The 20,421-nt window shown below is 61.7% G+C and carries 15 protein-coding genes; 10 read left to right on the top strand and 5 right to left on the bottom strand.

The features are described 5' to 3' along the window. Positions 1 to 33 precede the first annotated feature (33 nt). Positions 34 to 705, bottom strand: a complete 672-nt coding sequence (locus G533_RS0106805) for an OmpW/AlkL family protein (protein ID WP_027949312.1) — start codon at positions 703 to 705, stop codon at positions 34 to 36. Positions 706 to 853: 148 nt separating this feature from the next. Next, positions 854 to 1,624: a glucose 1-dehydrogenase gene (locus G533_RS0106800; RefSeq protein ID WP_027949311.1), complete on the bottom strand. Its 771-nt coding sequence runs from the start codon at positions 1,622 to 1,624 to the stop codon at positions 854 to 856. Positions 1,625 to 1,899: 275 nt separating this feature from the next. Here G533_RS0106800 and G533_RS24480 point away from each other — a divergent pair, with 275 nt between their 5' ends. Together G533_RS24480 and G533_RS24475 are read left to right on the top strand one after the other, a co-directional pair. Continuing rightward, the gene (locus G533_RS24480; protein ID WP_027949310.1) at positions 1,900 to 3,312 is read left to right on the top strand and encodes an amidase; all 1,413 of its coding nucleotides are present in this window, start codon (positions 1,900 to 1,902) and stop codon (positions 3,310 to 3,312) included. Between the two features lie 9 nt (positions 3,313 to 3,321). Further along, a complete protein-coding gene (locus G533_RS24475; protein ID WP_027949309.1) occupies positions 3,322 to 4,521 on the top strand; it encodes a pyridoxal phosphate-dependent aminotransferase in 1,200 nt (399 codons plus the stop codon). Positions 4,522 to 4,581: 60 nt separating this feature from the next. Here the strand turns inward: G533_RS24475 and G533_RS0106785 are convergent, their stop codons facing one another. After that, positions 4,582 to 5,247 carry an energy-coupling factor ABC transporter permease gene (locus tag G533_RS0106785; protein WP_027949308.1) on the bottom strand — a complete coding sequence of 222 codons (666 nt, stop codon included), beginning with the start codon at positions 5,245 to 5,247 and terminating at the stop codon, positions 4,582 to 4,584. A 171-nt stretch (positions 5,248 to 5,418) separates the two neighbouring features. Between G533_RS0106785 and G533_RS0106780 the strand changes: the two genes are divergently transcribed. Beyond that, positions 5,419 to 6,159, top strand: coding sequence for a tellurite resistance TerB family protein (locus G533_RS0106780; RefSeq protein ID WP_027949307.1), 741 nt, complete (start codon positions 5,419 to 5,421; stop codon positions 6,157 to 6,159). A gap of 29 nt (positions 6,160 to 6,188) precedes the next feature. Here G533_RS0106780 and G533_RS20915 read toward each other — a convergent pair whose 3' ends face one another. Beyond that, positions 6,189 to 7,337 carry a class I SAM-dependent RNA methyltransferase gene (locus tag G533_RS20915; protein ID WP_035526814.1) on the bottom strand — a complete coding sequence of 383 codons (1,149 nt, stop codon included), beginning with the start codon at positions 7,335 to 7,337 and terminating at the stop codon, positions 6,189 to 6,191. Beyond that, positions 7,334 to 8,254, bottom strand: coding sequence for a bile acid:sodium symporter family protein (locus G533_RS0106770; protein WP_027949306.1), 921 nt, complete (start codon positions 8,252 to 8,254; stop codon positions 7,334 to 7,336). Before G533_RS0106770 ends, G533_RS20915 begins: the two co-directional genes overlap by 4 nt. 91 nt (positions 8,255 to 8,345) lie before the next feature. Here G533_RS0106770 and G533_RS0106765 point away from each other — a divergent pair, with 91 nt between their 5' ends. The 7 genes from G533_RS0106765 to G533_RS23395 all read left to right on the top strand — a co-directional run bounded on the left by G533_RS0106765 (position 8,346) and on the right by G533_RS23395 (position 20,380). Continuing rightward, positions 8,346 to 9,050, top strand: coding sequence for an AzlC family ABC transporter permease (locus G533_RS0106765; RefSeq protein WP_027949305.1), 705 nt, complete (start codon positions 8,346 to 8,348; stop codon positions 9,048 to 9,050). Continuing rightward, complete coding sequence (locus G533_RS0106760; protein ID WP_027949304.1) at positions 9,047 to 9,352, top strand: AzlD family protein; 306 nt, start codon at positions 9,047 to 9,049, stop codon at positions 9,350 to 9,352. Before G533_RS0106765 ends, G533_RS0106760 begins: the two co-directional genes overlap by 4 nt. Before the next feature lie 138 nt (positions 9,353 to 9,490). Further along, a complete protein-coding gene (locus tag G533_RS0106755) occupies positions 9,491 to 11,098 on the top strand; it encodes a WS/DGAT/MGAT family O-acyltransferase (RefSeq protein ID WP_027949303.1) in 1,608 nt (535 codons plus the stop codon). Between the two features lies 1 nt (position 11,099). Further along, positions 11,100 to 12,110: an SDR family NAD(P)-dependent oxidoreductase gene (locus G533_RS0106750; protein ID WP_027949302.1), complete on the top strand. Its 1,011-nt coding sequence runs from the start codon at positions 11,100 to 11,102 to the stop codon at positions 12,108 to 12,110. Between the two features lie 60 nt (positions 12,111 to 12,170). Next, positions 12,171 to 12,926, top strand: coding sequence for an alpha/beta fold hydrolase (locus G533_RS20910; protein ID WP_051230052.1), 756 nt, complete (start codon positions 12,171 to 12,173; stop codon positions 12,924 to 12,926). 88 nt (positions 12,927 to 13,014) lie between these two features. After that, positions 13,015 to 14,070 carry a response regulator gene (locus tag G533_RS0106740; protein WP_027949301.1) on the top strand — a complete coding sequence of 352 codons (1,056 nt, stop codon included), beginning with the start codon at positions 13,015 to 13,017 and terminating at the stop codon, positions 14,068 to 14,070. Between the two features lies 1 nt (position 14,071). Then, positions 14,072 to 20,380 carry a PAS domain-containing protein gene (locus G533_RS23395; RefSeq protein ID WP_027949300.1) on the top strand — a complete coding sequence of 2,103 codons (6,309 nt, stop codon included), beginning with the start codon at positions 14,072 to 14,074 and terminating at the stop codon, positions 20,378 to 20,380. Positions 20,381 to 20,421 lie beyond the last annotated feature (41 nt).

The raw sequence follows: 20,421 nt of genomic DNA, 5'->3' as shown, positions 1-20,421 counted from the left end.
TAACTCCTGTGGTTGATTTGGATGAAGCTGCGCTTAGAAGCGATACCCGAGCGAAATGGTGTACACCATTGGGTCTATCTCAATGGAATTGACATTCCCGGGAGTGCCATTGAGGTTGAATGATGCTTCGGTATCGATATCGATCCAGCGTATCGAGCCATTGATAAACCACTGGTCGTTGACCATGTAGTCCACACCTAGCTGTGCCGACAAGCCGAACGAGTTATCCAGCGACAGATTTTTCAGGCCGGCTGCGTCGTTGGCAGAGGTGAAATCTTCGTCAAAGATCACGGTGTAGTTGATGCCGGCGCCAACGTAGGGCTGGAAAGCGCTCGACGGATTGTTGAAGTAGTAGTTGAGGGTTATGGTTGGGGGCAGGTGGGTGACCTCGCCCAGGCGGTCACCGGTGCCCAGCGGGTCGCTCACACCGAAGTTCACATCGTGTGTGAACGGCGTGGCCGCCAGTACTTCGATGTTCAGTCGGTCAGTAATAAAGTAGGCGATGTTGAGGCCGAGCTGGGTGTCATCCCCTACTGACAGATTAAAGCCCAGGTCACTGCCGACAAAGATGTTGGATGAGGAGTCGTCCGGGCTCACGTTGGTAAGCCCGGCGCGCACGATGAAATCACCCTGTTGGAATGCGTAAGCACCTGGTGCCGCTGCCGCCACAGAAAGCGCAATCAATCCGAGTTTGAAGTTTTTCATAAGCTCCCTTTACTGGTCACGTTTAACCAGAGCGAATCGTAAAGAGAGTGCCTAAAAAACACCTGTCGGAAAGATTAAAATCAGATTAACGCTCCCGTTCAGCGTTATCGAGAGTCCCTGCCGTCCAACCGGTCAGCAGGGTTTGTCATCAGGAGCAGGGCATTCCCGGCCGGCGCATGCCGGTAAACCAGCCGCCGTCGGCAATGAACTCACCACCGGTGCTGTAAGTCGCCTCGTCAGTCGCCAGGAACAGAGTGACGTATGCCACCTCTTTGGGCTGGCCCACACGCGGTATGGGGAATTCCTTGTAAACAGACTCGTTGAGCTGTTCCTCTGTCATGAACGCGGAGCCGCCCATCTCGGTGTATATGCCCCCCGGGTGGACGCTGTTTACCCGAATCCCATACTGTCCAAGCTCAATCGCTGCTGTTTTAGTCAGTCCCCGCACGGCCCATTTTGTTGAGGAGTAGGCGGACACACCGGCCTGTGCATGCAGGCCATCAATCGACGAGATATTGATGATCGATCCGCCGCCCGCCGCCTTCATGGGCGCAATGACGGACCGAATGCCCAGGAAGGTACCCAGCTGGTTGACCTGCACAATCTGCATGAAATCGTCTACTGTGGTGTCGGTGATGGCAGACATGCGCATGATGGCAGCATTATTGACCAGCACGTTCAGGGCGCCGAGTTTTTCAGCCGCTGCCACCGCGTTGGTCCAATCGGCTTCGCTGCTCACGTCAAGCCTCACGAACTTCGCATGTTGCCCCAGTTCCTCTGCGAGTGCGTTGCCTTCGGCTTCAAGCACGTCGCCGATCACGACCTGCGCCCCGTGCTCCACGAACAGGCGTGCGGTCGCCTCTCCCATACCTCTTGCGCCGCCCGTGATGATCGCGGTTTTTCCTGCCAGTCGTTTCATGAACTCTTTCCTCTGTACTGCGGGTTACGGTGAAGCGCAAAGTGTAAACCAGGCTTCCGGTCCAGGGGCCGGTTGCTCTCCATTTTCGTGGCATGTGGTAGCAGCTGGTATAGCGCATTGGGCTTGCTGGCAGCGCGGCAGTGCCATGTGGGGCGACGTCGCGCCAAATCTGGCGTGTTTTTAGCCGGCACTGGTTGACAGTGCCGTAGCCCGGGGCATACGGTCAAGGCTCGGGGCATCACGCGCCCACTGGGTTATTGTTGAGGGAGCGTCGCATGAGCAACGAGATTGTCGCCATGACCGCCACGGAATTGCTGTCGCGCTACAGTAACGGCAGCCTGTCTCCGGTCGAGGTAACGCGCGCCATGCTGGCGCAGATTCAGGCGCTGGACTCAGAGGTGAACGCCTACTGCTTGGTCGACGAGGACACCACGCTTGAGTGGGCGCGGGCAGCGGAACAGCGCTACCAGAATAACGCGCCGCTGGGGCTCCTTGACGGCGTGCCGGTTGCGGTCAAGGATGTCTTTCTCACACCGATGTGGCCCACGCTCAAGGGCTCTCGCACCATTGATCCAGCCAGCACACTCGGCAAAAGCGCCCCCTGTGTTGCCGCACTCGAACGCCACGGCTACGTGCCTCTAGGCAAGACGACAACGCCGGAGTTCGGCTGGAAGGGGGTGACCGACAGCCCGCTCTGCGGTCCCACCAATAACCCGTGGAACCCGGAGAGAACCGCGGGCGGCTCCAGTGGCGGCACGGGGGCTGCGGTAGCGCTCGGAATGGGGCCCATTGGCCTCGGTACGGATGCGGGGGGCTCCATCCGTATCCCCGCGGCGTTCTGTGGCATTGTCGGGCACAAGCCGTCTTTTGGCGAAGTGCCGCATTGGCCGGCGAGCCCCTTTGGCACACTGGCGCATGCAGGTCCCATGGCGTGGACGGTGGAGGACTGCGCCCTGTTGATGAACGTAATGTGTGAAGCCGACCACCGGGACGCCAATGCCGTGCCGCGGCGCCACATCGATTACCTCGCGCAGTTGCGCGACGGGGTGGCGGGTCTGAAAATAGCCTTCAGTCCCAATCTTGGGCATGTGGAAGTCACCCGTGAGGTGGAGGCGAGTCTGCGTGAGGCCGCCCGCGTATTCAGCAGCCTGGGTGCGTCCGTGGTAGAGGTGGATCCAAGCTTCAGCGATCCGCTGGGGTCGTTCGGTCATCTGTTCTACGGCGGTGCGGCCAACGCCATGCGCGACCTGGGCGCACGCAAGCGCGAATTGATGGACCCGCAGCTGGTGAGCGTGGCGGAAAAAGCGGCAAAGCTGTCCATGCTGGATTATCTCGGCGCCATGAACGAGCGGGCGGCGCTCTGTGAACGCATGGCGAGCTTCCACCAGAAATACGATCTGCTGCTCACGCCCACGTTGCCGATTACCGCATTCAAGACCAACCGCGAAGTGCCGGAGGATTGGCCCAGCACCCGCTGGCCCACCTGGACGCCGTTTACCTACCCCTTCAACATGACGGGCCAGCCGGCCCTGTCGGTGCCCTGTGGATTCTGTGCGGAGGGGTTGCCTATCGGCCTGCAGCTGGTGGGCGCGAAATTCGATGATGCCCGCGTGCTGCAGGCAGGCTATGCCTACCAGCGCGCCGCGCCCCTGACCGACCGCCGGCCCCCCATGTTCCAGCAGCGCTGAGGAGGCGATATGGGCGATCTGGATAGCGATTTTTACGAGAGCGAGGACCCGGTCTGGAACCCGGCGCTGCTGACCATTCCCATGCCGGGTATTCGCAAGATGGTAAACCTGGCATCGACCATGGACGATGTCATTCATCTCTCCATCGGCCAGCCGGACCTGCCGGCGCCCACCCACGTCGTGGATGCCACCATCGCCGCGCTGCAGGCCGGGCAGACCGGTTACACCATGGACGCCGGGTTGCCTGAGCTGCTGGAGGCCCTGTCTGACTATTACGGGGCGCGCTATGCCCGCGAACTCACGCCTGACAACATCCTCATTACCACCGGCGCCACCGAAGCGATTTATCTTGCGCTGACCTCAACCTCCTCGGCGGGGCGCGAGTTCATCATCCCCGAACCGTCCTTCATGCTGTATGCGCCGCTGGTGCGCATGAACGGCGGCACGGTCAAGACCATTCCCACCCGCGCTGAGAGCAATCACCAGCTCGATCCACAGGACGTGATTGATGCCATTGACGCCAATACCTGCGCCATTGTCCTGAATTCTCCCAGCAACCCGACGGGGACGCTGTACCCGCGAGAAACCATTGAAGCGATTGTGCAGGAAGCGGCCTACCGCGGTGTGTACGTGATCAGCGATGAAGTCTACGACCACCTGGTTTACGACGACAAGACCTATCCCAGCGTGCTCTCCTGCTGCTCCGACCTTGACCACGTGATGGTGATCAGCAGTTTTTCCAAGACCTTCAGTATGGCGGGCATGCGCGTGGGCTGGTTGATCGCCAGCCAGGGTGCGATCAAGAAGCTGCGCCGTTACCACATGTTTACCACCACGGTGGCCAATACGCCCTGTCAATGGGCGGGGGTGGCCGCCCTGCGGGGAGAACGGCATTTTGTCGATAATATGCTCGATGTGTATACCCGCCGGCGCGACAGGGTGGTGGAGCTGGTGCGGCAGACCCCCTACCTGGAAGGGTACAAACCGGAAGGTGCCTTTTACCTGTTCCCCGCACTCCCAGAGGGCATCAATGGCAACAATGTCGCCCTGCGGCTACTGAAGGAAACGGGCGTGTGTACCATTCCGGGTGAAACCTTTGGCCCCTCCTGCAGCAACGCCCTGCGCATCAGTTACTCCACCTCCATTGAGCAGATCGAGGAAGCTTTCCGGCGCCTCATCCCCTGGATGGAAAAGCAGGATTTCGCCTGATTGCAGCGGCCAACTCCGCGCCAGAAGCAGCGTTTACCCCGGTGAACGCTGTGGGCGTGATCAGCCCGAGAGATAATGCTGGTCATCGAAGGTTTTCAGTAAGTCGGGGTAGTACACGGTAAAGGCCGTGATGATCATGCCGTTGATAAATCCCTCGGGGAAAAGCACCAGCAGTGCAGCCGGCCAGTTCTGCAGCGCCAGTGTCACCAGCTGTGCCTGCCCCCCGAGCCAGAGCAACCCCACCGCCGTCACTGTGACGGCCAGTGACGACAGGGCGCCGCCGCCGAAACCGGCTCCCAGCATGTAGATGAACAGGTTCTGCGCGCGCGTGGCGCGCAACTGGTAGACCAACCAACGCGAAACCGTGGCTGGAACCGCAACGGTCAGCAGCCACGCAACCGGCACCGAAGCCAGAGGTTGGCCGATAGCCAGCGTGTGCGCTAACACCGCAGCGCTCCCGGCAAGTATGGCGAAGCGCCAACCGACGACGAGAGTCAGTGCCGTAACGCCCAGGAAGTGAACCCGCACGCCCTCGATCACGGTAAAGGAAATCAGCCACAGGGCGAGGCAGGCGAAGGCGCCACCGAACAGCAGATGGCCCCGGCTGGGTACCCGCCTTATGGCGCGCCAATTGGCCGACCACAGGCAGGCGGCACAGGTGAGTGCCATGAGCGCCGCGAGCGGCAGGCTGAGGTAGGCGGGAATCAGTTGTGCGGACAGGGTCATGGGGGAATGATAGCCCTGTCGGCGACTCCTCAACCAGAGCTATCCAATCACAACTTGCGGCTTGTGGGTGTCGGCGTGTCGGTGGCTAGAGCGCGCAGGAACCAATTGGCTTCTGGTGTGGTCTCAGAAATTCCCGTGTGCGTAAGACTACTCAGACTTAGAGGGTAAGCTATGGATGTGTCAAACCTGCTCAATCAGTTGCTCGGGGCTGCCGGTGGCCAGCAAACAAACGGCATGGGGGCTGGCCAGGAGGCTGGCGCTCCTGGCGGTGGCGGTGTGAGTGGCTTCCTGTCCGGTCGCGGTGGCGCTGCGCTTGCCGGCGGTGCCATGGGGCTGCTGTTGGGCAGCAAGAAAGGGCGCAAAATGGGCGGTAAAGCCCTGAAGTACGGTGGCGTGGCTGCGCTGGGAATGATGGCGTACAAAGCGTACGGCAATTGGCAGGCCAACGGCTCGCAAGGTGCGGCGCAGAGTCCAGCACACACTCCAGCGCGCACTCCAGCGCAGACCCCGGCACTGCCACAGACAGTGGACCGCGTCACTGGTCCAGCGCTTGAGCAGCACTCGACGGCGGTTTTGAAAGCCATCATTGCTGCTGCCAAATCAGATGGCCATGTCGACGATCGCGAGCGCCAGCTGATCGAGGAGGGCCTGCGCGGTATGACGTCTGATCCGCAGTTGATTCAATGGGTGGACCGCGAGCTGCAGAAGCCGCTGGACCCGGTGGAGGTGGCGGCGGCGGCAAGTAACGTCGAAATCGCCTCGGAAATGTACTTGGCGAGTGTGCTGGTGATCGACGACCAGAGCTTCATGGAGCGCAGCTATCTGGACGCCCTGGGGCGCGAATTGCAATTACCGCCTGAGCTGCTGGCGGAGTTGAACACGCAGGTTGCAGCGGCGCAGGCGAATGCTTGAGTCTCAGTCAGTATGGGCTGGCAGCTGGGTCAGCGTGTGAGCCAACACAGTAGCTCCACATGTGGGGTTTGCGGAAAGAGGTCCAGTGGTTGCAGTTCCTTCACGGTCAGTCCGGCCGCGATCAGCGCCTGTAAATCGCGGCTGAAGGTTGCCACGTCACAGGCGATGTAGAACACATCGCGATAGCGGTGTTTTTTCGGCAGTAGCGCAGGGAGGTGCTTGCAGCCATCACGGGGTGGGTCCAGCACCAGAATGCTGGCCGGTGCTGTGGCGGCCTGCAGCTTTTCGCACTCGGGCGCGATAAACAGGTTGTGGTACAGCCCTGTGGTCGCGGGGAAGCCGCGGGCGTTCAGTGTGGCAACGCTGTCCTCCACGCCCTCAACCGCGTATATCTGCTGGAAACCGCGTGCCGCAATCACCTCGGTGAAATTGCCGGAGCCCGCGAACAGTTCAGTCACGGTGCGCGATGGGTCCAGCGTTTGCAGCCGATGAGCCAGCCATTCGCGCATGAAATTGTTCTGGGCGTCGTTACCTTGGCGGAACGGCCTGCGCTGGTTGGGCACCACCTCAGTCGCTGTGACATCTTCGTCAACATCCAGTGTGGTCCAGGTGTGCTTGCGCGACGGTTTCCACGCGGGCACCGGCAGCGCCTCAATAAGGGCGTGCAGTGTGGCGCGGTTCGGTGCTGTCAGCACGGGGCAGTCGGTGATAGGCGCAAGCCGGTTGGAACCCGCCGCAACAAACCCCAGCTGGCGACCATCGGTTTTGAACTGCGCCCTGTTACGGTAGGCAAACGCCTGTGGTGCACCGTGTAGCGGGGCAATGCGGTCATCGAGCGCATACCGTGCCAGTGCCTGGCGCACCCGCTGTTCCTTGGCGATTAGCTGCGCCGGATAGCGCATGAACTGCCAGGGGCAGCCACCGCAATCGCGCTCTCCCAGCCCGTGATGTGGGCAGAGGGAGGGCACGCGGTCAGGCGAGGGGGTGACGAGCTCCACCAGGCGGGCAAATCCGAATCGCTGTTTGAACCCGGTGACGCGAAAGCGTGCCGTTTCGCCGGGCCAGACCCCCGCGACGAAGAACACCTGCCCCGTCGGATGCTCGACAATACCGCGACCATCGGTACCCAGATCGCGCACGGTCGCTGTGAACTCCTGATGCAGTGCCGCGGGTTTCATGGCTTCTTACCGCTCGCCGTTGTGGTTTGTGTCGCGTTCTTGCTGCGACGCAAGCGAATGAGCGCGGCCCCGATGATCAATTGCAGGCCGCCGTAGAGCAACAGCGTGAATAGCACCAGGTCGCCAATGGGAGCCAGGGTCGGGTCGGATGCAGGAAAGATGGAGACTTTCAGCAGCACGCCGAGATTGATGTTGCGCACAACCACCTCGATTTCGATAGCGGTTGCCTTGCGGCGGTTCATGCCGGTGAGCCGTGGTACCAACCACCCCGCGAATGCGAGCGCGATGGCGAACAAAGCAACCAGCACGGCGTTCCCGGCACCGAAAGCCGCGAGGTCGAGGCGCCCGGCAATGAGGGAGCCGATCACGATCAGCAGCACGCCCAGCAGCGAACCGCGGATGCACCACAGCGAAAATGTGGGCGCACTGCGCGGGTAGTAGCGCAGGAACAGCATGCCAAGTAACAGGGGCAACAGCAGCGTGAGCCCGATTTCGAACACGATGCCGAGCCTGGGCATGACAAAATCCGCAGGCAGTTGCTGGCCGATCAGCAGGTCGAGAATCAGCGGGGTGGTCACCAGGCAGGCGAGGGTGGTGAGGGTGGTGACACTGATCGACAGTGCGATATCCCCTCGCGCCAGATAGGTGAAGATGTTGGAGACGGTACCGCCGGGAATCGCTGCGATGAGGGCGATGCCAATAGCCACGCCCGGTGTGAGACCGGGCCAGGATATGAACAGGAATGCCAGCAGCGGCACCACCAGCAGCTGTACGCCGGTACCGGCGGCAATTGGCACCGGGCCGCGGGCAATGTCCTGGAAATCCCGGCCGGTCAGCGTGGCTCCCATGCCGAGCATGGCGAGAATCAGCTGCAGGGCGGCTATGCTGTATTCGTGTGCAATGTAGAGTTCTGCCATGTGTTTCCGGCCCTGTGTGATCGCCTGTGCTCGAGGCTCGCAAGTATGCTGGTATCATGGCTCTCCCACAACGTTCACAGGTGGTTTGGTCATGCGCCCCACGGTCGCCCCGACACTCTCGTTTGCCGAATGCCGGCGAGGTTTCTGGCGTTTGCTGCCGCTGTCGCTGTTTGTTGCAGCGTTTGGCGCGGCTTTCGGGCTGGCGGCGGTGCAGACCGGCTTGCAGCCCATTGCAATCGTGTTTATGAGTGCCACGGTGTTTGCCGGCACGGCGCAGTTCGCGGCGCTGGACCTGTGGGGCGCGCAGGTGCCTTTACTGCCGCTGCTGGTGACGACGCTGGCGATCAACGCGCGGATGCTGCTCATGGGGGCAACGCTTTACCCCTGGCTTGCCCTGGTGCCGTCTGGTCGGCGCTATGCCTCCCTTGTCACGCTCTCGGATGTCAACTGGGCCATGGCGCTGAACGACCTGCAGTCGGGGCGCAATACCCTTGGCGCGCTGGTGGGTGGTGGCATTGCCCTGTGGCTGACCTGGTTGGCCGGCACCCTCGCGGGCATGTTGTTCGGTGGGCTCATTGCGGATCCACGCGCCTTCGGGGTGGATATGGTGCTGGGCTGTTTCATGCTCAGCATAGCCCTGGCAGGTAGGCGCAACGCGCGCAGCGTGGCGTCCTGGCTCGCCGGGGGTGCTGCCGCTTGGGCGGCGTGGATGTGGCTGCCCGCCAACACACACGTGGTAGCGGGCGGGCTCGCGGGCGGCCTGGTGGGTGCGCTCTGGCTGGAGCGAGACCAGTGATTTCGACCTCAGGCTATGGGCCAGTGCTGATTATCGCCTGCATGGCGCTGGTCACGTTGCTGGCGCGTTTTGGTGGCGTGTTCATCATGGGGCTGATTCCGCTCAACCGTCGCATTGAGGGATTTATCAACGGCATGGCGGGGTCGGTGCTGATTGCGGTGCTGGTGCCGATCGCCCTGCATGCTGACGCGGGCGGACGGCTGGCATTGCTGGCAACGGGTGCCCTGATGTTGTGGCTCAAGCAACCCATGCCCGCCATCGCGCTGGGTATCGCCGTCGCCGCGCTCTATCGCGCGCTGTAGCCGGCAACGCTATGTGCTGAGTCAAAAAACAGGCATTCTGTGTGCAACAATACAGTTAAGCCTGTTCCGGCCAGCGGTAACACGCGCTACTGTAGGCGCGTAGCTTGACAGGGATACCGGCGCAGGGGAGAAACGCTTATGCAGCAGTTATCAGGCCAGGACGCGATGTTCGTGCACGCCGAGCTGGAGGGCATGCCGCAGCATATCGGTGGCATCAGCATTTACGACCAGGGTACCGCGCGCGGTGGCAAGGTGCGGTTCAAGCAGATCCTGGCCCTGATGAAGTCCAGGCTGCATCTCTCCCCCATTTTCCGCCGCAAACTGGTCGCTGTGCCCTTCGGCCTCGGTCAGCCCTACTGGGCGGACGATCCGGATTTCGACCTCGAGTACCATGTGCGCCACATCGCGCTGCCCAAGCCGGGTGATTGGCGTCAGCTGTGCATCTTGGCCGCACGTATTCATTCGCGCCCGCTGGCGCGCGACAAGCCCCTCTGGGAAATGTACATTATCGAAGGGTTGGATAACGTGCATGGCCTGCCCAAGGGCTGCTTTGGCATGCTGCTGAAGGTCCATCACGCGGCTATGGATGGTGCTGCGGGCTCGCGGTTCATGAGTTTGATGCTGGATACCTCGCCGCTGGTGGCAGACGTGCCCGAGGCGCCTCCGTGGGAGCCTGATGTGCCCTCCCGCACCAGTATGTTGGCCAAGGCCTATGGCGATGTCTGGCGGGCGCCCGGCAAGATACTCGGCCTCGCGCGGCAGGCAATACCCATCGCACTGCGCCTGCGCAAGGGCTATGCCGAACACGACTTTGAGCCCCGACCACCGGCGCCCAGAACCCGCTTTCAGGGGCGCATATCGCCTCACCGCGCGGTCGATGCGGCGCGTTTCGATTTTGAGTCAGTGCGCCGTATTCGTCAGCTGTGCCCGGGCAGTACCATCAACGATGTCATGCTGGCCGTGGTCTCGGGTGGTTTGCGCCGATATCTGGAAGGCCGCGACGAACTGCCCAGCAACGGCATGGTGGCGGGTTGCCCGATTGATGTGCGTACACCGCAGGAGCAGATGGCCGGTGGCAACATGGTGGGCTTCATGGGCGTGGGGTTGTGCAGCGACATGGCGGATCCGGTGCAACGCCTGCGCGCCATACACCAGGAAAGTCAGCAGGCCAAGGCCTACGCCGCGGCTGTGGGCCCCAAGCTGGCGCTGGAACTGACCGACCTGTTGCCGGGCAACCTGGTGGCGCTGGGCTTGCGGCTGGCTTCGGCCACCGGCCTTACCGAATCCTCCGTCATGTTCAACACGGTGGTGACCAATGTCCCTGGTCCGCCATTCCAGCAGTATTTCTGCGGCGCCAGGCTTGTCGATGCGCTGAGCCTAGGCCCGCTGCTGCCCAATATCGGCCTTTTCCATGTTGTATACAGTGCCGTGCAGAACAAACAGGGCACAATAACCCTGTCGTTTACGGCTTGCCGCGAGATGCTGCCGGATCCGGCACACTATGTCACCTGCTTGGAGGCCGCATTCGCAGAATTGTTGGCACTGTTGCCAGAAGCGGAACGTCAGGCGGCAAAGCCGTCCGTTGCAGCGGCGAAACCGCAAGCCAGGCGACGCGCAAAGGCACCAGCGAAAGCTGCCCGGAAGGCGAGCGCAGGCCCGAAGAGCAAACGTAAGGCCACGCGCAAGGCTACACCTAAGGCTAAACCTAAGGCTACGCCCAGGATTACCCCCAAGGCGGGCAGTTGATATGCGCGTCATGATTACCGGGGCAACCGGCTTCGTTGGCTATCACACTGCGCAGGCGCTGCTGGCGGCGGGGCACGAAGTGAGTGTGCTGGTGCGCAGCGTAGACAAACTGCTCAACCTGTTTGGTGAGAACCGGGTGCACCAGGTTGTGCGAGGTGACGTGACCGACCCGCAACAGGTGGCGCGAGCGCTCGATGGCTGTGATGCGGTGGTGCACTCCGCAGCCATGGTTTCCACCCACGCAGCGGATGCGGATCGCGTGTGGCGAACCAATGTCGAGGGTACGCAGTGGGTCGTCGGGGGTGCGGTCGAGCGGGGGCTTACGCGTGTTGTGCACGTCTCCAGTGTGACTGCGCTGTACGATCCGCACGCCGGCGTACTCACCGAAGCCTCGCCGCCGGGCCGGGCGCGCAATGCCTACGGGCGCTCCAAGGTGGCCTGCGAGGAATACGTGCGCGACTTACAGGCGCAGGGTGCTTCTGTGGCGATCACTTACCCGGCGCAGGTGATCGGGCCTGATGATCCGGGCTTCACCGAGCCGCACCAGGGGCTGCAGTTGCTTTTGAAGGGCATTGTTCCCTGCACCTCGTCGGGCACCCAGTACGTCGATGTGCGTGATCTGGCTGAGGTGCACAGGCGGTTGCTGGAAGAATCCACGCCCGGCAATCGGTATGTCATGGGAGGCCACTACCTCGACTGGCAGGCGCTCGCCGAAGCGCTGGAAGCCGTTACCGGGCGGCGCTTGCTGAAACTGCCCCTGCCCGGCCTTGCGGCCCGTCTCGGAGGCCAGTTGTATGACCGTGTCAGCCGCCACTTGCCAGTGGACCTGCCCTTCGGATTGGAGGCGATGGAATACGCCACGCGCTGGGTGCCGCTGGACAATAGCCGGGTGGAAGAGGAGCTGGAATTCCAGTTCCGCCCTTTGCAGGACAGTCTTCACGATACTCTGGCGTGGCTGTATCGGGCGGGCTACATCACGCGACGTCAGGCGGGCCGCGCGGTTGATCTGTGAACGCGGTGATCCGGCCCTGCGGTCCGCCGTATATTCTGCTCAAGTGTGAGGAATAGAACGATGTCAGCAGCCAGCACCCCGGTGCCGCCACAGCCACCGCTGCTTCGCCACAGCGTCACCGAGGTGGGGCGGGTTTTTTTGGAGATGGGTGGCAGTGCTGTACTGCGTCCCCTGCTACGGCGCCTGCCGCGAGGGGATGGCCACAGCATTATCGTACTTCCCGGGTTCATGGCCGCCGATGCGTCTACGGCAGGCCTGCGCCGGTTTCTCAATGAACAGGGCTATCATGCACTGCCTTGGGGGCTGGGACGCCACGGCGGCGGGGATCGGGCGGCGAGCCTGGAGGCTGCCCTCGCTGCGCGCAGCGAAACGGAGGCCCGCGTTGCGGAGCGGGTGGAACAGGAGTTTGAGCGCACCGGACGCAAGGTCACGTTGATCGGCTGGAGCCTGGGTGGATTGGTGGCCGTCGCCCTGGCGCACCGTTACCCGCAGTGGTTGCAGCGCGTGATTACGCTGGGCACGCCCTATGGTGACCCCCGTGGCACCGCGCTCTACCGTCTGATGAGCGGGCGCAACCCGGGCCCGGCGGACGAAGAGGGCATTCGCCGCTGGACAGAGCACGCCTATCAGGGTGAATTGCAGCTGCCGGTGCTGGCTTTGTACAGCAAGACAGATGGTATTGTGGGGCGCGACATTGCCCAGTGTGGGGCGGACGCGCGCTGGGTGCGCAATGTTGCCGTGCCCGCCAGCCATATCGGTTTTCCCTTCAATCCACTGGTGCGCGTGGTGATTGCACGCGAGCTCGCGCAGCGCTAGTGTAGGGCACATACCTGCGCGCGGACGCTTACATCGTCTACACTTCTCGGTGGGTCTTACTGGCAATGCGCGATGGAGCGATGCGTCAATGGAGAATCATAAGAGGACAGTGCTCGTCGTTGACGATATGCCGGAGAATATCGACATATTGTCTGAAGTCCTGCGCGATACCTACCGGGTCAAGGTAGCCACACGCGGGCGTCGGGCGCTGGAGATTGTGCGCAAAACGCCGCCGGATCTGATTCTGCTTGACATCATGATGCCCGAGATGGACGGGTTCGAGGTGTGTCGGGCGTTGAAGGAAGACTACACCACCCGCCACATCCCCATAATCTTCGCCACCGCCAGTATCGACCCGAAAGATGAACTGCGCGGCCTGGAGATGGGTGCAGTGGACTACATCACCAAACCGGTGAGTCCGCCGGTGGTGCTGGCTCGGGTGCGCACCCATCTTGCGCTGCACGACCAGAACCAGGAGCTCGAGCGCAAGGTGCGTCAGCGCACGGTGCAGCTCAACGACACCCGGCTGCAGATTATCCGTCGGCTCGGCAGGGCTGCGGAGTATAAGGATAACGAAACCGGCCTACACGTCATTCGCATGAGCCACTATTCCCGCCTGATCGCCCTGGCGGCTGGCATGGACGAATTGGAAGCGGAGTTGCTGCTCGACGCCGCGCCCATGCATGACATCGGCAAGATTGGCATACCCGACCGTATCCTGCAGAAGCCCGGCAAACTCACGCCGGCGGAATGGGAAATCATGAAGACCCATGCGGCCATCGGCGCCGAAATCCTGGGCGAGACCGCAGGGTCCGGCTTGCTTACCATGGCCTCTGTGGTTGCTTTGTCGCACCATGAGAAATGGGACGGCAGTGGCTACCCGCACGGGCTGGCCGGCGAGGAGATACCCCGGGTGGGGCGTATCGTTGCCGTCGCGGACGTGTTCGATGCGCTCACCAGCAAGCGCCCCTACAAGGAGGCCTGGCCGGTGCAGAAGGCGGTTGACTGGATCGTCTCGCAGTCGGGGCTGCATTTCGAACCGCATCTTGTCGATTGTTTCCTGAAGTGCATTCCCGAGATGGAGATTGTGCGGAGCCGCTACCGGGAAGAAGATCCACCCCACGAGCTGGGCCTGGACAGTTAGGGTGCAAGCACGCGTCCTGCGGTTAGCGGCCCTGCTGCCAGTACTTTCCCGCCAGGCGATTCGCATTCTGTCGCTACTGGCGTTGTGTCTCGCGGGCGCTTGCTCGGGCGCAGTCAGTGCCGCGGCCAGCGACCAGCTGACCCTGACCGCAGAAGAGGAAGCCTGGCTCCAGGCGCACCCTGTATTGCGTGTGGGCAGCGAGGTCGACTGGGCTCCCTACAATTTTTACGAAGATGGCAGGCCGCAGGGCTTCTCTGTTGATGTCATACGTCGGGTCGCGCAGCGCCTTGGTGTCGAGCTCGAATTCGTCGGTCCTGAGCACTGGTCGGAGCTCGAAGACCGGCTGTTGAATGGCAGTATTGATGTTCTGCTCAACACCGTGCGCACGCCAGGGCGTGAGCAGTCGATGCTGTTTTCTCCTCCTTATGGCTCAGCGCCCGTAGGCATCGCGAGCCACCTCGATGCACCGGTAACCTCACTCCCGCCGGGGAGTACCCTGCGAGTTGCTGTGCCGCGCGGTTTTTTCACCGAGAGCCTGTTGCCTGAATTGCACCCGGACATCGAGCTGGTGATTGCCGATGGCACGGTAGAATCCCTGATGGCAGTAGCCCTCGGCGAGGCAGATGCGACTGTAGGGGTGTATCCTGTACTACACCAACAGATTACCGCCAATTTGCTCGGTCGACTTGCGATCACCGGCGATTATCGTCTGCCCGATCCGGATCTGACCCGGCTGCGGCTCGCAGTGCGCAAGGACCAGGTGGCCCTTGACCGACTGCTGCGCAAGGCGCTGGATACCATCTCCCGCCACGAGCGCGCCGAGATACTCGGGCGATGGCAAGTCACCGACCAGACGTTGCGCCCTGCTGCCCGCGGGGGCTCGGTCCTGATGGGCGAATCTCTGGAAGTGCTTGTAGGGCTTGCGGTTATTGTTGCTCTGGTTGTTGCCACGTTGTTGTTTCTGTTGCGTGGTATCAGTCCCCAGCGCCAGCTGACGCTGTTCTCGGGCGTGCGTTTTCGCGTTGTCGTCTATGCCGTTGCTCTGTTGTTCCTGAGTATTACTGTGCTCGCCGCGCAGGCCACCTTGAATCGTCTGGAGTCGGAGGCGAGGTCCAATCAGGCGCTCATCCTGAACTCCATCAACAGCGGGGTGCAGTCAGGGCTGGAATTGTGGTTTGAGCGACAGGTGCTCTTTCTGCTGGAGCTGTTGCGCGCTGACGACGTACGGGGCCATGTTGCGGCATTGGCTCGCAGTGGGACCCCTGGTGAACCAGAAGTCTCGGCGCGAGCGCTGCAGCAACTAATTTCGGCGCGTTCCAACAACCACAGTCCCTACTTCGTCCTGTTGAGTCCCCGGGGAAAGGTGATCACCGGTAGCGAGGGTGTCCAGCCTGGCAAGCTGTATGCGCTGGAATCTATCGCGGAATATATTGACTCAGTTGCCGCTGGCAGCGGTCACTTGCTGCTGGCCATCGACCACGATGTCAGTGAACATGACCACCACCTGGCGCTGCTACAAGCGGTGTCCGATGCCGACGGTAATACCGTGGCATTCCTGCTGATTGAATCGGGAAATCGCGCGGAAGTGGATTCGCTGCTACACGCGGCGAGAGCGGGCAAGACCGGTGAAAGCTTCATTTTCAATCGCCGAGGAGAGGTGCTTGGCGGCTCGCGCTTCTTCGCCGACTTCCGCCGGCTTGGCGAGCGTTATCCGGGGATCAGCTCGCCCCGCGGCTACCCGCTGCTCACGGACCCCGGAGTAAACCTGCTCGAGGGTGAATCGCCTGCGACGCCGAGGGATACCTGGCCACTCACCCGGATGGCTGGCCAGGCCAGCTCCGGGCTGGAGGGAGTCGACACCCAGGGCTATCGCGACTACAGAGGTGTGCCGGTGATGGGTGCCTGGGCCTGGTCGTCGTTGCTGGACTTGGGTGTGGCAACTGAAATCGACGTTGCGGAAGTGCTGCAGCAGCACCGGCTGGTGGAGCGTCTGGTGTATGCGGTGGCGCTGGCCATTACCATCCTGGTTATCAGCATGCTGGCTTTCGTGCTGCGGCTCTCCGACCGCGGACGCCGCTACCTGCAGCGTCAGTTGCGCGAACAGAGCGAGGAAATGCGTGCCGTTGGTTCGGCGGTAGAGCAAAGTCCGGTATCGGTGCTCATCACCGATACCAACGGCTGTATCGAGTATGTCAATCCGGCGTTTACGCGGCTCACTGGTTATCCAGCCGCAGAGGCGGTCGGGCAGACCCCGCGCCTGCTGAAGAGTGGCGAGATGGAGCCCTCCTTCTATGAAGACCTCTGGCGGACCATTGCTGCGGGCGAAGTCTGGCATCGCGAGATCGCCAATGTTACCCGTGAAGGGCGCCTGATCTGGTGTGATCAGGTCATCGCGCCGGTCTCCGACCCGGCAGGTGGCATCAGTCACTATGTAGGCTTGCTGCAAGATGTCACTGAGACGCGTCGATTGCTGACCGAGTTGAATGACGCGGAGCGGAATAGAACCGACTCCCTGCGTGCTGCACGGGCGTCTATTTGGGAGTGGGATATCCTCGCTGACCAATGGTATTGGGAAGACAGATTCCTTCGTGAGCTGGGTATTGACCCCGGTGATGCCCAGCCAGACGGCGAGTGGTATATGTCTCTGGTACATCCGGACGACCGCGAGGTGCTGTTACAAGCGCTGCAGCGCGGCGTGACAACAGCCGCTCCTGTGGAGGCGGACTACCGTCTGCTACATCCCGATGGCAGTGTTATCTATGTGCACGCCCGCGGCCAGGTACGCTGCGATGATACGGGCAAATCCGTGTTCATGACCGGTGTCAATTTTGATGTGACCGAACTGGAGTTGGCGCGGCGACAGGAAGCGGAAAAGCAACAGCAGTTTGAGGCACTGCTGGAATCGGCGCCGGATGCGTTGGTGATAACGGACGCCGACGGTTTTATTACGCTGGTTAACCGGCGTGCATTGGAACTGTTTGGGTACCGCCCTGGTGAAATGATCGGCGAAAGCGTGGAAATTCTCATGCCCGAGGATCAGCGCCAGGGGGACGTGGCCATGCGCGACGCTTTTGTCAACGCTGCGCGCGCGGGCGCACTTCGCAACAGCAACGCTCGCGAACTGCTTGCAGCGCACCGAGACGGACATCTTATTCCCGTCGAGATCAGTCTCAACCCGATGGGGCAGGGTACGGGTTTACGTATTATTTCATCACTGCGCGATATCACCGACCGCAAGGCCATGCAGCGAGCCCTTACCCTGCGCGACCAGGAGTACAGCAGGCTGGTTTCAACGATCCCGGGAACCGTTTACCGCGCGCGTGCGGATGAGCACTGGACCATGTTGTACATGAACGACGCTGTGGAAGACCTGACGGGTTATCCCGCGAGTGAATTTATCAACAACGCGGTGCGCAGCTATGCCAGCATCATCCATCCCGACGATGTGGAACACGTCAGTTCCACCATCCTTGCTGCCGTTGCCGAGGACCGCACGTTTGCACTCGAGTACCGCATCATCGACGGCCGCGGTGAGGTGCGTTACCTGTTTGAGACCGGACGTTCCGAACACGGGGATGGGGGCACAAGCGACACCCTGGTCGGTACGTTGATCGACATTACACCGCGCATGCGCGCCGAACAACAACAGCAGGAAAGTGAGCAGCGACTGCTGCTGATCGCCGAGGCCGCCGACCTGGGGTTGTGGGAGTACCTGAGGGAGGGCGACCGCTTTATCACCAACGTGAACTTCACCCGATTGATGCGGTACGAACCGCTGGAATTACGTGAAAGCGCTGATACCTGGTCCCCCCTGCGACACGGCCTTGATACCGTAGTGCGCCTGACACACCCGGATGATCTGCCCCGCTCGCTCAAGGTGGCAAGCGATTGTCTCGAAGGGCGCATGGACCTTTATCGCTGTGAACACCGGCAGCTTTGCGCCGATGGCGAGTGGCGCTGGTTTCTTGACGTGGGTCAGGTAGTGGAGCGCGACGACAATGGACGGATGACACGTATCGCCGGTGTACGCATCAACCACCACGTCGAACGCCTGCTGACCCAGGAGCTGGAAACGGCGCGCGACGAAGCGCAGGCAGCAACAGCGGCCAAGTCCAGTTTCCTTGCAAACATGTCCCACGAGATTCGCACGCCCATGAACGCCATCATGGGCATGACACATCTCGTCCAGCGTACCCGACTCGATGATCGACAGCGCGATTACCTCGAGAAAATTGAACTTTCGGCCACAACACTCCTGGCGATCATCAACGACATTCTCGACTTCTCCAAGATTGAGGCTGGCAAGCTGAGCATCGAGACGATTGCCTTCTCACTGGAAGAGGTGTTCGATCGCCTGGCCAATACCACGGGGATGCGTGCTGCGGAAAAGCACATCGAGTTTCTGTTCAGGCTGTCGCCGGAGCTGCCCCGACTTGTACTGGGCGACCCGGTGCGTCTCGGGCAAATTCTGGTCAACCTCTGCAGTAATGCGGTCAAGTTCACGGACGAGGGTGGTGAAGTCATCGCCGCTGTGGACGTTCTGGAGCATAGCGACGATCATTTCGTTTTGCATTTCAGTGTCTCCGATACCGGCATCGGGTTGACGGCGGAGCAGCAGTCGATGCTGTTTCAGGCCTTCAGCCAGGCGGACCCTTCCACCACCCGTAAATACGGAGGCACCGGCCTCGGCCTGGCCATCTGCAAGAATCTGGTGGACATGATGGGCGGGGATATCTGGGTCGAAAGCGAATATGGGGTAGGTTCGGTGTTTCACTTCACGCTGCCCTGCGGTGTGCAGGAGGCGCCGGCTGTCCTGGAGCCTCCCCAGCATCGCGTCAGAGTATTGGTAGTCGACGAAAATGCCAGTGCGCGGGAAATTCTCGGCAACTACCTGACTGCTTTGGGCTTCCAGCTTGGATATGCCGCGAATGGCACGGCAGCAATGGAGGAGCTTCAACGCAGCGCGCCGGAAAACCCGTACACGGTCCTGCTGGTAAACTGGAAGCTGGGGGCGATAACGGGTGCAGACCTGGTACAACAGCTCGAAGACGATGGGAGTATTGCAGAGCTGCCCCCCGTGGTGATGATGTCGGCATTCAGCCCCGCGGAAGTGGAGCAGGCAGCCGGTAATCTCTCCATCGCGTCTTTCCTGATCAAGCCGGTGACACCATCGACTCTGTTCGATGCCATCATGCAGGCAGTCGAGGGGCAGCGCCAGAATGGACGGACGGCCAGCTCGGTAGCCGGGGATATGCAGGTGGCGCTCACGAGCCTGCGTGGAGCTCATGTCCTGTTGGTTGAAGACAATCTCGTCAATCAGGACGTGGCGAGGGAGTTGCTCGAAGGATACGGCATACAGGTAACGATTGCCGGCCATGGTCGCGAGGCGCTGGAACTACTGGAGGCCCAACGTTTCGATGGGGTGTTGATGGACTGCCAGATGCCGGTCATGGACGGGTATGAGGCGACGCGTCGGTTGCGCGCCAACCCCCGCATTGCCGATCTGCCGGTCATCGCCATGACGGCCAACGTGCTGCCCGGGGACCGCGAGCAGGTGCTCGCCGCGGGCATGAACGACCACATTGGCAAGCCGCTTGATGTGGCACTGATGCTGACCACCATGGCGCGCTGGATTGTGCCGGCGCGGCCAGTGGATGAGGTAGACGCCGGCCCCGAGCGCCCCCGCGAGTTGCGCGCCTATTTGTCCTCCGCCGTGCACGAGCTGCCGGGGGTTGACGTCGCGGCGGGGCTTGCCCGACTGCAGGGCAACGAAGGGTTATACGGGCGTATCCTCCACGGGTTTGCGATAGATCAGGCACAGTTCGTCCACGACTACGGCACAGCGGTGCAGGAAGAAGACTGGCAACAGGCGAAAATGCGCGCGCATTCGCTGAAGGGGCTGGCGGGCACGCTGGGTGCAGCGCAATTGGCTCAGGCGGCGGCGGAGTTGGAGTCGGTCACCCATCCGGATTTGCAGGGCTCGGGAGATCTACAGGCTGCGTTGCTGACGGTGGAGAGCCAGCTACGTCCTTTATTGGAAGCCCTGCAGGCGCTACCGCTTGCGCCAGCGGAGGCAGAAGACAGTGCCTCCACGAAGAAGTCCGCGGCGAGTGTCAGCGCGGTGCTGCTGACTCTGCGTTCCCTGTTGGCCGACGACGATGCATCTGCCCGGCCCGTGCTGGAGGACCAGGCGTCTCTTCTGCGCAGCGCAGCGCACGACCGCTATCGGGCACTGCAGCGTGCACTGGCCACCTACGATTACGAGCGCGCGCTGACACTCGTGGATGACTGGTTGGCACGCGACGGATAAGGCGCCCGGTTGTTCGCGTTTAGCGGGCACGTTTCCGCCGT

This window comes from Haliea salexigens DSM 19537 (assembly GCF_000423125.1).
GTDB classification, from domain to species: domain Bacteria; phylum Pseudomonadota; class Gammaproteobacteria; order Pseudomonadales; family Halieaceae; genus Haliea; species Haliea salexigens.
This window is presented reverse-complemented; position numbering and strand designations above follow the sequence as displayed.

Bases quoted from the DNA above. Each gene is read 5' to 3' on its own strand.
- G533_RS0106805 (WP_027949312.1), bottom strand. From the start codon at position 705: ATGAAAAACTTCAAACTCGGATTGATTGCGCTTTCTGTGGCGGCAGCG.
- G533_RS0106800 (WP_027949311.1), bottom strand. From the start codon at position 1,624: ATGAAACGACTGGCAGGAAAAACCGCGATCATCACGGGCGGCGCAAGA.
- G533_RS24480 (WP_027949310.1), top strand. From the start codon at position 1,900: ATGAGCAACGAGATTGTCGCCATGACCGCCACGGAATTGCTGTCGCGC.
- G533_RS24475 (WP_027949309.1), top strand. From the start codon at position 3,322: ATGGGCGATCTGGATAGCGATTTTTACGAGAGCGAGGACCCGGTCTGG.
- G533_RS0106785 (WP_027949308.1), bottom strand. From the start codon at position 5,247: ATGACCCTGTCCGCACAACTGATTCCCGCCTACCTCAGCCTGCCGCTC.
- G533_RS0106780 (WP_027949307.1), top strand. From the start codon at position 5,419: ATGGATGTGTCAAACCTGCTCAATCAGTTGCTCGGGGCTGCCGGTGGC.
- G533_RS20915 (WP_035526814.1), bottom strand. From the start codon at position 7,337: ATGAAACCCGCGGCACTGCATCAGGAGTTCACAGCGACCGTGCGCGAT.
- G533_RS0106770 (WP_027949306.1), bottom strand. From the start codon at position 8,254: ATGGCAGAACTCTACATTGCACACGAATACAGCATAGCCGCCCTGCAG.
- G533_RS0106765 (WP_027949305.1), top strand. From the start codon at position 8,346: ATGCGCCCCACGGTCGCCCCGACACTCTCGTTTGCCGAATGCCGGCGA.
- G533_RS0106755 (WP_027949303.1), top strand. From the start codon at position 9,491: ATGCAGCAGTTATCAGGCCAGGACGCGATGTTCGTGCACGCCGAGCTG.
- G533_RS0106750 (WP_027949302.1), top strand. From the start codon at position 11,100: ATGCGCGTCATGATTACCGGGGCAACCGGCTTCGTTGGCTATCACACT.
- G533_RS20910 (WP_051230052.1), top strand. From the start codon at position 12,171: ATGTCAGCAGCCAGCACCCCGGTGCCGCCACAGCCACCGCTGCTTCGC.
- G533_RS0106740 (WP_027949301.1), top strand. From the start codon at position 13,015: ATGGAGAATCATAAGAGGACAGTGCTCGTCGTTGACGATATGCCGGAG.